This window comes from Bradyrhizobium sp. SRS-191 (genome assembly GCF_024586915.1).
Taxonomy (GTDB): domain Bacteria; phylum Pseudomonadota; class Alphaproteobacteria; order Rhizobiales; family Xanthobacteraceae; genus Bradyrhizobium.
This window is the reverse complement of record NZ_JANBVS010000016.1, coordinates 97458-111041: the sequence shown is the minus strand read 5'-3', so window position 1 is coordinate 111041 and position 13584 is coordinate 97458. Positions and strand designations below refer to the sequence as shown.

Sequence of the window (13584 nt, the reverse complement as noted above, 5' to 3'; positions counted from 1 at the left end):
AGGAACGTTGCCGCCTCAGCCCCGCACCACGCCCTCGATGCCCGCCGCGATCTCCAGCAGCTTGCGGTCCTGGCCGCCGGCCTGCGCCAGCATCAAGCCGACGGGCACCTCGCCGTGGCGATGGGCCGGCAGCGAGATGGCGCAGCCGTCGATCATGTTGATGAAGGTGCAGTTGCGCAGCGCGCGGATGTTCTCCCGGGCAAACGCGGCGTCGTCCGCGAGATCGGCAATTTTCGGCGGCGCGTTCGCGGTGGTCGGCATCACCAGCGCATCATAGGGCGCGATGCGTGCGGCGGCGCGCGTCACCAGGGAGCGGCGGGCGTTGAGCATCTCGATGTAGTCGGGCACGGTGATCGCCTCGCCGCGCAGGATGCGCACAGAGACCCTGGGATCATAGACGTCGCCCTTGCTCGTCAGCAGGAAGCGGTGCCAAGCGTAGCTCTCGGCGGCGGCGAAGCCGCCCTTCATACCGATGATTCCGACGTCGAGGAATTCGGGGAATTCGATGCGCTCGATCAGCGCGCCCTGCTTCGCCAGCGTCTCCAGCGCACGCTCGAACGTCGCGGCCACTTCGGCATCGAGCTCGTCGAGCACGATCGTCGTCGGCACCGCGAGCCGCAGGCCTTTCACCGGGCGCGCTGCAAGCGGCCGGATCGGCTCATCGGCGAGCACGGAATCGAGCACGGCGCAGCACGCCACGGTGTTGGCGAGCGGGCCAAAACTGTCGAGCGTGCTCGACAGCGGCACACCGCCGTCGAGCGGCACGCGTGACTGCGTCGGCTTGTAGCCGGTGATGCCGTTGAAGGCGGCGGGGATGCGGCAGGAGCCGCCGGTGTCGGTGCCGAGCGCGCCATAGGCCATGCGGTCGACGACGGAGACGGCGGCGCCCGACGACGATCCGCCGGGCACGTGGCCGACCTCGCGCTTCCAGGCGCTCTTCGGCGTGCCGTAATGCGGATTGATGCCGATGCCGGAATAGGCGAACTCGGTCATGTTGGTGCGGCCGATCACGACGAAGCCCGCCTTGCGCAGCCGCGCGACAGCGGGCGCGTCGGCGTCAGCCGGCGCGGAATCCTCCAGCGCACGCGAGCCGGCGCGAGTCACCTGCCCCCGGATGTCGAACAGATCCTTGATCGACACGGGAATGCCGGCATAAGGCGACGGCGCGGCGTTCGCCTTGCGCAGCGCGTCCATGCCGTCGGCAGCCGCCAAGGCCGCGTCCTTGTCGACATGGATGAAGGCGCGCTGCCCTTCGCCTGCGGGATCGGCGATGCGGGCGAGACAGTCCTCCACCAGTTTGCGGGAGGTCGTGCGGCCCGCGGCAAGATCATCGGCCAGCGCGGCGAGGGTCGGATTGGCAGCAGTCATGGCATCCTATCTTGTCTCTGCGGCATCAGCCGAAATATCGAGATCGAGCAGCGCGGAACTCAGCGATTTGCCGTGGGCATCCAGCGCCAGCGAGCGGGTGACACCGCCGCCGAGCGCCCGGCTCATCACGAAATTCAACGCCGCGATGTTGGGCAGCTCATAGCGGACCACCTCACCCCAGACAATGCCGGCGAAGTGCGCCCTGACCCGCTCCGCCGTCACCTCTGCGAGCAGCAGCGGATAGTCCTTCGGATCGTAGGCGATGACCGAGATGTTCGAGGTGTCCCCTTTGTCGCCGGTCCTGGAATGGGCGATCTCACGCAGCTTCATCTCGGCTCCGATCATGTTGACAGCATCAAAGACCAATTTTCATCGGGCGGCAATTGCCGTCGGCAACACCTCTGCGCCTGCGGGAGGGCCGCATGCGCGGCGCGACGGACCGTTGACGCCCCTCCACCAAATGGCGCATCAAACCAGCAAAGCAGCGGGCGACGGAGCCTGCCAGAGGGGAGGATCACAGGGATGGCTGAGCCGATGCGCGCACGCCCCAAGCCGACGCCGGAGACGCAGCATTTCTGGGACGGCACCAAAGCCGGCGAGTTGCGGCTGCAGCGCTGCGATTCCTGCGCGCACGTGTATTTCCCGCCGCGCCCGTTCTGCCCGTCCTGCGCCAGCCGCAAGGTCAGCATCTTCAAGGCCTCAGGCAAAGGCACGCTCTACAGCTACGTGATCAATCATCGCCCGGCCGCGCCCGGCTTCACGCCGCCTTATGCGATCGCCGTCGTTGCCCTGGAGGAAGGCCCGCGCATGATGAGCAACATCACCGGCTGCCCGCAGACGCCTGTGGCACTCGAGCTCGACATGCCGCTCGAAGTCACCTTCGAGCCGCTCGACGCGCAGATCACCCTGCCACTGTTCCGTCCGGCGAAGGGCTGAGCCGATGCGCAGAAACCAGGTTGCCGTCGTCGGCGCGGCCGAAACCACCGAGCTCGGCGTCATCCCGACGATGTCGCAGATCCAACTGCATGCCGACGCTGCGCTGAATGCGATCGCCGATGCCGGGCTGAAACTCTCCGACATCGACGGCTTCGCCACCGCGGTCGAGACGCCGCAGCAGATGTGTCATTACCTCGGCATCACCCCGACCTGGGTCGACGGCACCTCGGTCGGCGGCTGCTCCTTCATGCTGCATGTCCGTCACGCCGCGGCGGCGATCGAGGCCGGGCTGTGCAAGACCGTGCTGATCACCCATGCCGAGAGCGGCAAGTCGATGATCGGCAAGCAGCCGCGCTCGATTCCGGCGGACAGCCTGCAGGGCCAGTTCGAAGCGCCGTTCGGCGTGTACGGTCCGCCCAGCATGTTTCCGATCCCCGTGCTGCGCTACATGAAGACCTACGGCATCACCCATGAGCAGCTCGCCATGGTCGCCGTCGTACAGCGCGAATGGGCGGCCAGGAATCCGCGCGCGATGATGAAGGATCCGATCACGGTCGACGACGTCCTGAACTCGCGCATGATCGCCTATCCGTTCCGGCTGCTGCAATGCTGCCTCGTCACCGACGGCGGCGGCGCGCTGATCCTCACCTCGGCCGATCGCGCCAAGGATTTTCCACGCAAGCCGGTGTACATTCTCGGCACCGGCGAGAGCGTGGAGACGCCGATGGTCAGCCAGATGGAAACCTTCACCTCGTCGCGCGCCTTCAAGGTCGCAGGCCCCCTCGCCTTCAAGGAAGCCGGCATCACGCACGCCGACGTCGATCACCTGATGATCTATGACGCCTTCGCGCATCTGCCGCTGTTCGGGCTCGGCGATCTCGGCTTCATGCCGCATGAGGAGACCGGCCCGTTCATCGCCGCCGGCCACACGCGGCCGGGCGGCAAGCTGCCGCTCAACACCAATGGCGGCGGCCTGTCCTACATGCATTCAGGCATGTACGGCATGTATGCGCTGCAGGAGAGCGTCCGCCAGATGCGCGGCATCGCCCCGGCGCAGGTGCCCGGCGCGAAAATATCCGTCTGCCACGGCGTCGGCGGCATGTTCGCCGCCTCGGGCACGATCATCTTCACGAACGAAAGGTAGTGACGCTCGTCAGTTCGCGGCAGTCAGCACGGCCTCCAACGTCCTTCGAGACGCCCGCCGTCGGCGGGCTCCTCAGGACGAGGACTGATTTGCGGAAAGAGGATTCTTTCTTGGAGGGATATCAACCCTCATGGTGAGGAGCGCCTCTTCGGCGCGTCTCGAACCATGAGGCCCCGGCCACAAAGCATTCGCCCCCCTCGCCGGCGGGGCGCGGTAACAACACACATCAAGCCAAGGAAACCCATCATGACCAAATCACTCCAGGACAAAGTCGTCATCGTCACCGGCGCCGGCCGCGGCATCGGGCGCGAGATCGCGCTGCTGTGCGCCGCCGAGGGCGCCAAGGTCGTGGTCAACGATCCCGGCGTGGCCTCCGACGGCTCGGGCACCAGCGCTGCGCCGGCGGAGGAAGTGGTCGAGGAGATCCGCAAGGCGGGCGGCACCGCGGTAGCGAACTTCGAGAGCGTGTCCGAGGCGATCCCCGCCAGCAAGATCGTGAAGGCGGCGACCGATCACTTCGGCCGGCTCGACGGCGTCGTCAACAATGCCGGCATCCTGCGCGACATGATCTTCCACAAGATGAGCATCGAGGCGTTCGAGGCTGTCATCAAGGTGCATCTGATGGGCTCGTTCTATGTGTCGCACTCCGCGGCGCGGCTGTTCCGCGAGCAGGAGAGCGGCTCCTTCGTGCACTTCACCTCGACATCCGGCCTGATCGGCAATTATGGCCAGGCCAACTACGCCGCCGCCAAGCTCGGCATCGTCGGCCTGTCGAAATCGATCGCGCTCGACATGGGCCGCTTCAACGTCCGCTCCAACTGCGTGTCGCCGTTCGCCTGGAGCCGCATGATCGGCACCATTCCGGCGGAGACCGAAGCCGAGAAGGAGCGCGTCGAGCGCATGAAGCGGATGGGACCGGAGAAGATCGCGCCGGTCGTCGCCTATCTCTTGGGCGATGCCTCGAAGGACGTCACCGGCCAGATCTTTGCGGTGCGCATGAACGAGATCTTCCTGATGGGCCAATCGCGTCCGCTGCGCTCGGTGCATCGCGGCGAAGGCTGGACCCCGCAGACCATCGCCGAGCACGGCATGCCGGCGCTGAAGCCGTCGTTCTACAAGCTCGATCGCTCCGCGGATGTCTTCGGCTGGGATCCGATCTGAGATTGCGGCGCGCAACAAACGGGTTTGCAGCGCACACACTCTCAAGTTGTTTTTTATCCGAACGACCCGCTGAAAGCCATGATTTCGTCGTATGGTCGCCTCCCAACAAAAAACTTCGGAGGAAACCATGACGAATTCACGACACGACAGCCTCAAGGATTCGCCGGCCGGAGCTGACAGCTTCGACCGGCGCACGCTCCTCAAGGGCGTGGCAGGTTTTGCCGCAGCGGCAGCGGCGGTCTCTCCTGCCATCGCGCGCGACTATGGGCCGCACGCCGAGCCGCAGCGCTATCCCGATCCCGACATCGTCGTGATCGACGAGAAGCGCTTCAAGGCCAAGGTCGGCAACACCACGATCAAGCGGCTGTTCACCGGCTGCCTGTGGGCGGAAGGTCCGGCCTGGAACACGCAGGGCCAGTACCTCGTCTGGAGCGACATCCCGAACAACCGGCAGCTGCGCTATCTCGACGACGACGGCCACATCTCGCAGCAGTTCCGAAAACCCTCGAACGAATCCAACGGCAACACGTTCGACTACGAGGGACGGCAGATCACCGCCGAGCGCACCCGCCTCGTCCGCTTCGAGCACAACGGCACCGTCACCGTGCTGGCCGAGAAGGCCAACGACAAGCCGCTCAACGGCCCGAACGACATGGTCGTCAATCCCGCCGACAAGTCGATCTGGTTCACCGATCCTGGCTACGGCTCCATCAACCTCTATGAAGGCCAGAACGTCCGCAACGGCTCCAACCAGCCGTTCCAGAAGGAAGCGGTGTATCGCGTCGACGCGCAGTCGGGCGCGGTCACCAAGGTCGCCGACGAGCCGTTCAAGCCGAACGGCATCGCCTTCAGCCACGACTACAAGAAGCTCTATGTCTGCGACACCGGCATCACGCATTACCCCAACGCCAAGAACGTGATCTGGCAGTACGACATCAACGGCGACAAGCTGTCCAACCCGAAGGCGTTCATCGACATGACGCTCGACGGCAAATCGGGTTTTCCCGATGGCCTGCGCGTCGACACCGACGGCAACATCTGGGTCGGCGCCGGCTGGGTCGGCGAAGGCTATGACGGCGTCCACATCTTCGCACCCGACGGCCAGCGCATCGGCCAGATCAAGCTGCCCGAGATCTGCGCTAACGTCTGCTTCGGCGGCAAGAAGCGCAACCGCCTGTTCATGACGGCGAGCCAGTCGCTGTATGCGGTGTATGTCGAGACGCAGGGCGCGCATATTTGTTAGACCGCGCGATCGCTTCATCATGAGCGGTCAGATCGCAAGCGCGCGCTGCACAGTAGAATGAGCAGCATGCTTGTAAGTAGCCTAGCGCCGTCGCGGCGATGTCGGTGCGCTCCCTCTCCCCGTTCTTCACGGGGAGAGGGTTGGGGTGAGGGGCGCCACACCCACCGACTGTGCCGAGAGCCCCCCTACCCGGATTGCATCTGGCGATGCAATCCGGCCTCTCCCCGCACGCGGGGAGAGGCTAGCAGCGAGCTTCGTCGCCACGCGCTGATGGCGCCTCGCATGTTCTACAAAATAAAAATACCTTGCGTTTTTTCCGCATTCATGATTTGCTCTCCCCATCCCGCCTCGAGCAAGGGGCGTAGCGCGCGATCGTCACGACACGCGGGGCGGGGATGCGATGACCGCGACGGGCCGCAGCGTGTTCGAGAGGATGCGCGGACGAACGGCTGCGTTGCGGACGTGAAATCGCGTGGTCCTGGCGCCCCGAAGCAGGCGTCAAGTCCGTCGGCGTGACCAGCGCATGCCGCGGGCGACGGTGTCTACGAGCCGGCACACCGGGGAGAGCGCGTATAAGCGTGAAGACATCGCGCGGGGAATGCCGGATGTCTGGCTGAACCTGTGGTGACTGCCGCCTGCTTTCTTTTCTGCAGGCGGGCCATGGGTGAGGCCTTCACCCGGCATTCCCCGCGCCCTTGCACTGTTGCGAGGGACGAACTGACCGCAAGAGCTCGGGCACAACGTGCTGCGAGAACACGATGCCGTGTCCTATATCCGACAGCTGTTTGAGCCGTGAATCCGCCGCCCCCACCACCGTCGTCCCGGACAAGCCATTCCGCGCGCCAGCGCGGCATGGCGCCGATCCGGGACCCATACTCCGCGGCGGTCGGAATGGGCAAAAGGCCAACGACCAGCGTGCCTCAAACCACTCCCTGGGGGTATGGGTCCCGGCGTTCGCCGGGACGACAGCGGTGTTTGTAGCCGCCGTTGGTGCTCATAACTGCCGTAGGCTGGGCAAAGGCGCGCCCGATCCTGCGTTGCAATTCGCGCTATCTCGCGCGCCGTGCCCACCATTCCTCCGACGACGCAGCTTCACGGTGGGCACGCAACCGCCCTGCGGGCGGCCGCTTTGCCCACCCTACGCTATCACGCCACCCACCGCCGTCGTCCCGGGCAAGCCGTGACGCGCGCAGCGGGTCGCGGCGCCGACCCGGGACCCATACCCCGCAGCAGATGTGATAAGCGAGATGCCAATGACAAGCCTGCCCCAAACTCCTCCCTGGGGGTATGGGTCCCGGCGTTCGCCGGGACGACGGCCAAGGATGGTACGCTCAGCTGGGCTAACCCGTATTCCGCAGCCCCGCCGAGATGCCGTTGATCGTCAGCTGGATGCCGCGCAGCACCTGCTCGTCGGGGTTCTGGGCGCGGTGCGCCTTCAGGAGCTCGACCTGAACATGGTTGAGCGGATCGAGATACGGAAACCGATTGCGCACCGAGCGCTCCAGCAGCGGGTTGCCCTGCAGCAGGCGCTCCTGGCCGGTGATGTCGAGAAGCGTCTCGATCACCAGATTCCATTCGCGCCGGATGCGGCCAAAAATCTTTTCGCGCAGGGCCTCGTCGGGCACCAGCTCGGCATAGCGCGAGGCGATGGCGATCGAGCTCTTGGCGAGCACCATGTCCATGTTGGACAAGAGCATACGGAAGAACGGCCATTCGCGATTGAGCTCGCGCAGGAACGGCATGCCCTGCTCCGGATTTTCCGCGATCCAGCTCTCGACCGCGCTGCCGAAGCCGTACCAGCCCGGCAGCATCAGACGGCACTGCGCCCAGGAGAACACCCAGGGGATCGCGCGCAGATCCTCGATCGCGCGGGTCTTCTTGCGCGACGCCGGGCGGCTGCCGATGTTGAGCGTCGCGATCTCGTTGATGACGGTCGAGGCCCAGAAATAGTCGACGAAGCCGTCGGTCTCGTAGACGAGGCCGCGATAGGCCTTGAAGGCGAGCTCCGACAGCCGGTCCATCGCGGTGAGATATTCCCGCTTCGGCGCCGGCTGCCGTGGATGCAGCAGGCTGGCCTCGAGCGTCGCCGCGGCCAGGATCTCCAGATTGGTGCGCCCCACTTCGGCGTTGGAATATTTGCTGGAGATGATCTCGCCCTGCTCGGTGATGCGGATCTGGCCGTTCACTGCGCCGCCGGGCTGCGCGATGATGGCGTCATAGCTTGGGCCGCCGCCGCGGCCGACCGAGCCGCCGCGGCCGTGGAACAGCCGGAGCCGGATGCCGTGGCGCTCGAAGATCTCGACCAGGCCGATCTCGGCCTTGTAGAGCTCCCAGCCGGAGGTGACGAAACCGCCATCCTTGTTGCTGTCGGAATAGCCGAGCATCACCTCCTGGACGGCGCCGCGGCTGTCGACCAGGCGGCGATAGTCGTGCAGCGCCAGCATGCGGTCCATGATGCCGCTGGAGGCCTGCAGATCCTCGATGGTTTCGAACAGCGGCACGATATTGACGCCGCAGCGGCCGGAGGGATCGATCAGGCCGACCTCCTTCAGGAGCAGCGCGACCTCGAGCATGTCGGACATGCCCTTGCACATCGAGATGATGCACTGGGAGATCACGTCGGCGCCGAACGTCGCATGCGCTTCGGCGGCGGCGCGGAACAGGTCGAGCTCGCCGACCGTCTCGTCGCTGTACTTGACGAACTGCGACACCAGCGGGCGCGCATTGCGCAACTCGCTGACCAGGAGACCGACCCGCGCATCCTCGCTCAGCGCCAGATAGGACATGCCGGGCATCGCGGTGTCGATCAGCTCGGCCACCGTGCGCTCGTGCACCGCGGAGTTCTGGCGGATGTCGAGCCGCGCCAGATGGAAGCCGAAGCAGTCGACCGCGCGCCGAAGCATCCGCAGCCGGCCGCGCGCGATCACCTCGGCATTGTTGGCGATCAGCGAGCGGTGCAGCACGTCGAGATCGTCCTGCAGCTGCTTGACGCTGTCGTAGGGCGCGACGGCCGCCACCGGCAGGCGGCTGATCTGGATGCCGAGCTTCTTGGCGGTGGCCGCGAGCCGCGCATAGATGCCGGAGACCGCCAGGCGATAAGGCTCGCCGCGCCGATGCGGCGAGGTGTCGGGCGAGCGCTCGGCGAGCGCGCGCAGCTCCTCCGAAACATCGGCGAGATGGGCAGCAATGGACAGCTCGCTGCCGAGCAGATGCAGCTCTTCGAGATAATAATGCAGCGCGAGACTCGATTGCAGCTTGAGCGTTCCGCGCATCACCTCCGCCGTGACGAACGGATTGCCGTCGCGGTCGCCTCCGATCCAACTGCCCATCCGCAGGAAGGAGGCGAGATCGCCCGCGACCTCGGCGCCGTCATTGAGCCGGTCCTCCAAGGAGCACAGCAGCCGCGGCACCTCGCGCAGAAAGGTGTAGTCGTAGAACGACAGACCATTGGTGACCTCGTCGAGCACCGTCAGCTTGGTCCGACGCAGCAGGTTGGTCTGCCACAGCGTCAGCACCGCCCGGCGCAGCGCCTCGTCGTTGGCCTCGCGTTCGTCCGGCGTCAGCTGCATCCGCTCGCGGCGGTCGAGCAGCATCGCGACCTCCATCTCGCGGTCCATCGTGCTCTTGCGCCGCACCTCGGTCGGGTGCGCGGTAAGGACGGGGCTGACCAGCGCGGTGGAGAAGAACTTGCGCAGCTCCGCCGCCTCGAACCCGGCCGACTTGGCGTGCTCCAGCGTCGCCGCCAGCATGCCATTGCCGCCGTTCGCATCGCTCTTGGCGCGCATCCGGCGGATGTTGTTCTGGTCCTCGGCGATATTGGCGAGATGCGAGAAATAGCTGAAAGCGCGGACGATGCGTACGGTTTCGGCGGTCGTCATGCCGTCGAGGATCTGCTCCAGTTCGCGCCGCGCCTGGCGGTCCTCGTCGCGGTGGAAGCGCACCGAGGTCTGGCGTATGCGCTCGACCAGGTCGAACACGTCGGCCCCCTCCTGGTCGCGCACGGTGTCACCGAGGATGCGGCCGAGCAGCCGGATGTCGTCCCTGAGCCGCGCGTCCTCCTCCATGGCCTGCGCCTCGGCGGCGCGATTGGGACGGATTTCCTCTGGTATGGCTTGCGGCGACATGGATGCGCTCTCCAGCAGCTGCCCATTTACGGGTCAGTCTGCCGTATCTGTATTGCAGCGCAAGATCAAGAAAGAGGCGTCGCCTGCCCTATTCGATGCCCTCGGTCCTCCCCTCGGTCAGATTTGCCTTCCGGCTCGCTCCCAATACGGATCGCGCAGCCGCCGCTTGAAGATCTTGCCGGAATCCTCGCGCGGCAGTTTGCCGTGGATTTCGATATGCCTGGGCACCTTGTAGTCGGCCAGCGACGCCTTCAGCCGCGCCTTGATCTCGCCGGTATCCAGCGTCACGCCGGGCTGCGGCTCGACCACCGCCATCAGCGCCTCGCCGAACTCCGCGTCGGGGATGCCGAACACGGCGCAATCGTGAACGCCGGGCACCGCGTGCAGCACGGCCTCGATCTCGGCCGGATAGATGTTGACGCCGCCGGAGATCACCATGTCGCGCTTGCGGTCGCACAGGAACACGTAGCCCTCGGCGTCCATGTAGCCGACATCGCCGGAGGTGATGAAGCCGTCGCGGTCGATCTCGGTCCGCTTCTCCGGCTTGTTGTGATAGGTGAAATCCGGGTTGCCCGCGATACGCGAATAGATCTCGCCGACCTCGCCTTGCGGCAGGACGCGGCCGTCCTCGCCAAGGAAGCGCAGCTCCGCGCCGGGCGAGACCTTGCCGACGGTGCCGGGCTTCTTCAGCGCGTCCTCGGAGGTCGCGAAGGTCACCGCGCCCGACTCGGTCGAGCCGTAGAATTCATAGATGACCGGCCCCCACCATTCGATCATCGCGCGCTTGACGTCGGCCGGGCACGGCGCGGCAGCATGGATGACATGGCGCAGCGACGACATGTCGTAGCGGCGGCGCACCTCCTCGGGCAGCTTCATCAGCCGGATGAACATGGTCGGCACCATGAAGATGGTGTCAATCCGCTCGGCTTGGATGATGGCGAGAAATTCTTCCGGCTCGAAGCGCGGCATCAGCACCAGTGCGCCCCCGAGGCGGCCTGCGCGCAGACCGAAGGCGTTCGGCGCCGAATGATACAACGGCCCGGGCAGCAGCGCGCGCGAGCCTGGCTTCAGCCCATAGATGAGCGCCCGCATCCGTTCAGCCGACGCCGCCTGCTCGATCGTCGGCGCGGCGCGGCGGACGCCCTTGGGGTGCCCGGTTGTGCCGGAGGTGTAGATCATGTTCTGCGGCTGCGGCACCTGCGGCCCCTCATACGGCGTCTGCTGCGCCAGCCAACTCTCCAGGTCGGTCGCAAACTCGGGCGTCTCGCGCAGATCGGCAGAGATCTTATAGTTGGACAGGATCTCCGGCGACGTCGGCACGCTCAGCACGGTGACGCCGGGTGGAATCAGGCCGCGCAGCTGGTGCAGCAGATCGGCGTGGCCGATCAGCACCCGCGTCGCGGAGTCCTTAAGGATGTAGTCGATCTCTTCCGGCTTGAAGTGCCAGTTCACCGGCACGCCATAGGCGCCGAGCCGCATCGCGCCATAGGCCGCCTCGATGAAGGCGATGTCGTTGCGCATCAGCATGCAGACGCAATCGCCCTGGCGCACGCCAAGCTGCGCGAGCCCGCTCGCGATCCGCGCGGCGCGGTCGGCGATGTCAGCGTGGCTGCGCCGGCGCTCGCCGGAGATGATGCCGCAGAACAGAGAGGACGTTTCCATTTTCTTCTTATCCGATCTGACGCCGGTGCGAGTGTCGTCGTCATTCCGGGGCGATGCGCCGCGAAAAACGGCAGAGCCGTTTCGGGCGGAGCATCGAACCCGAAATCTCGAGATTCCGGGTCTGCTCCTTCGGAGCATCCCGGAATGACTGCGTTAGTCCTCGAACTTCGGCGCGCGCTTCTCGATGTTGGCCCGCACCGATTCAAGCTGGTTCGGGCTGCCGATCAGCTTCTGCTGCTCTACGGATTCCGCGAGCAGCGCTGGACCCGGATCGACGGACAGATTGTTCAGCATGCGCTTGGCGGCTCGGATCGCATCCGGATTTTTGCCGGCGATCTCGCGCGCCGTGTCCAGCGCCGCCGCGCGCGGATCGGCGCAGATGCGCGTGACGAGCCCGTAGGCCTGCCCCTCCTCCGGCGAGAACACGCGGCCGGTGTAGGTCAGCTCACGCAGGATGTCGTCGCGCATCAACGTGCCGAGGATCGGCGTGCCGGCCATGTCCGGCACCAGACCCCATTTGATCTCCATGATCGACATCTTGGTATCCGGCGCGACGTAGCGCATGTCGGCACCGAGCGCGAGCTGGAAGCCGCCGCCATAGGCCACGCCATGCACCGCAGCAATCACCGGCACCGGCAGCTGCCGCCAGCCCCACACCGCCTGCTGGGCGAAGTTGGCCTTGCCGTGGGTGCGAACCGTGAGATCGCGCTTCTCGCCGCCGGGTATGCCGTTGCCGCCGGAGTCCTTCATCGCCGCGAAGCGGCCCATGTCGAGCCCGGCGCAGAACGCGCGGCCCTCGCCGGACAGCACCACGGCGCGCAGGCCCTTTTCCTTGGACAGCCGGTCGGTCGCCGCGACCAGCGCCTCGAACATCTCCATGTCCAACGCATTCATCTTGTCGGCGCGGACCAGGCGAACATCGGCAACGCCGTCCTTGATCTCGATCGCGACGCGGTTGTCCATCGGGCGGTCTCCTCACGATTGTCTTTGTGACTTTACATGGGGCTGTCGGAGCGATTTAGTCAATCGACCAATTAACTCACAACATCTCAGGCGGAAACTCCCATGTTCAAGGATAATCTCCTCGAAGGTCGACGCATTCTGGTGACCGGCGGCGGCACCGGCCTCGGCAAGGCGATGGCCGCGCGTTTCCTACAGCTTGGTGCCGAAGTCCATATTTGCGGCCGGCGGAAAATCGTCTGCGACGAGACCGCCACCGAGCTGATGGACCTCTACGGCGGCCGCGTCACCAGTCACGGCGTCGACATCCGCAATGCGATGGCGGTCGAGGAAATGATCGAGGCGATCTTCCAGGAAGGTGGCGTCACCGATCTCATCAACAACGCCGCAGGCAACTTCATTTCCCGCACCGAGGAATTGAGCCCGCGCGGTTTCGACGCCGTCGCCAACATCGTCATGCACGGCACGTTCTACGTGACGCATGCCGTCGGCAAGCGCTGGATCGCCGCGAAGCAGCCGGGCAACGTCGTGTCGATCACCGTGACCTGGGTGCGCAACGGCTCGCCCTATGTGGTGCCCTCGGCGATGAGCAAGTCGGCGATCCACGCCATGACGATGTCGCTCGCCACCGAATGGGGCCGCTATGGCATCCGTCTCAACACCATCGCGCCCGGCGAAATCCCGACCGAGGGCATGAGCAAGCGCATCAAGCCGGGTGACGAGGCCGGCGCGCGCACCAAGGCGATGAACCCGATGGGCCGCGTCGGCACCATGGAAGAGCTGCAGAATCTCGCCGTGTTCCTGATCTCCGGCGGCTGCAACTGGATCAACGGCGAGACCATCGCGATGGACGGCGCCCAGGCGCTGGCGATGGGCGGCAACTTCTATCAGCTGCGTGACTGGAGCGACGACGACTGGACCAAGGCCAAAGAGTCGATCAAGGCACAGAACGACAAGGACCGCGCGACGCGTACCGGCTGACGAGG

At 65.7% G+C, this 13584-nt stretch carries 10 protein-coding genes; 5 read left to right on the top strand and 5 right to left on the bottom strand.

What is annotated here, in order from left to right; translation table 11 throughout:
* Positions 1 to 15: 15 nt before the first annotated feature.
* Both NLR35_RS25450 and NLR35_RS25445 read right to left on the bottom strand, forming a co-directional pair.
* On the bottom strand, positions 16 to 1368 hold the full coding sequence (locus NLR35_RS25450; RefSeq protein ID WP_257169274.1) for an amidase: 1353 nt from the start codon (positions 1366 to 1368) through the stop codon (positions 16 to 18).
* A 6-nt stretch (positions 1369 to 1374) separates the two neighbouring features.
* Complete coding sequence (locus NLR35_RS25445) at positions 1375 to 1698, bottom strand: hypothetical protein (RefSeq protein ID WP_257169325.1); 324 nt, start codon at positions 1696 to 1698, stop codon at positions 1375 to 1377.
* 192 nt (positions 1699 to 1890) lie between these two features.
* Here NLR35_RS25445 and NLR35_RS25440 point away from each other — a divergent pair, with 192 nt between their 5' ends.
* The 4 genes from NLR35_RS25440 (at position 1891) to NLR35_RS25425 (ending at position 5852) form a co-directional block, all read left to right on the top strand.
* Entirely contained in the window at positions 1891 to 2304 is a 414-nt protein-coding gene (locus NLR35_RS25440) for a Zn-ribbon domain-containing OB-fold protein (RefSeq protein ID WP_257169273.1), read from the top strand.
* Positions 2305 to 2308: 4 nt separating this feature from the next.
* Positions 2309 to 3448: a thiolase gene (locus tag NLR35_RS25435; RefSeq protein ID WP_257169272.1), complete on the top strand. Its 1140-nt coding sequence runs from the start codon at positions 2309 to 2311 to the stop codon at positions 3446 to 3448.
* 246 nt (positions 3449 to 3694) lie between these two features.
* A complete protein-coding gene (locus NLR35_RS25430) occupies positions 3695 to 4609 on the top strand; it encodes an SDR family oxidoreductase (protein WP_172112034.1) in 915 nt (304 codons plus the stop codon).
* 127 nt (positions 4610 to 4736) lie between these two features.
* Complete coding sequence (locus tag NLR35_RS25425) at positions 4737 to 5852, top strand: SMP-30/gluconolactonase/LRE family protein (RefSeq protein ID WP_257169271.1); 1116 nt, start codon at positions 4737 to 4739, stop codon at positions 5850 to 5852.
* 1340 nt (positions 5853 to 7192) lie between these two features.
* Here NLR35_RS25425 and ppc read toward each other — a convergent pair.
* The 3 genes from ppc to NLR35_RS25410 all read right to left on the bottom strand — a co-directional run bounded on the left by ppc (position 7193) and on the right by NLR35_RS25410 (position 12601).
* A complete protein-coding gene (ppc, locus tag NLR35_RS25420; protein ID WP_257169270.1) occupies positions 7193 to 9976 on the bottom strand; it encodes a phosphoenolpyruvate carboxylase in 2784 nt (927 codons plus the stop codon).
* A gap of 117 nt (positions 9977 to 10093) precedes the next feature.
* A complete protein-coding gene (locus tag NLR35_RS25415) occupies positions 10094 to 11638 on the bottom strand; it encodes an acyl-CoA synthetase (protein WP_257169269.1) in 1545 nt (514 codons plus the stop codon).
* 153 nt (positions 11639 to 11791) lie between these two features.
* Positions 11792 to 12601: a crotonase/enoyl-CoA hydratase family protein gene (locus tag NLR35_RS25410; RefSeq protein ID WP_257169268.1), complete on the bottom strand. Its 810-nt coding sequence runs from the start codon at positions 12599 to 12601 to the stop codon at positions 11792 to 11794.
* A gap of 102 nt (positions 12602 to 12703) precedes the next feature.
* Here NLR35_RS25410 and NLR35_RS25405 point away from each other — a divergent pair, with 102 nt between their 5' ends.
* Positions 12704 to 13579: an SDR family oxidoreductase gene (locus NLR35_RS25405; RefSeq protein ID WP_257169267.1), complete on the top strand. Its 876-nt coding sequence runs from the start codon at positions 12704 to 12706 to the stop codon at positions 13577 to 13579.
* Positions 13580 to 13584: the final 5 nt, after the last annotated feature.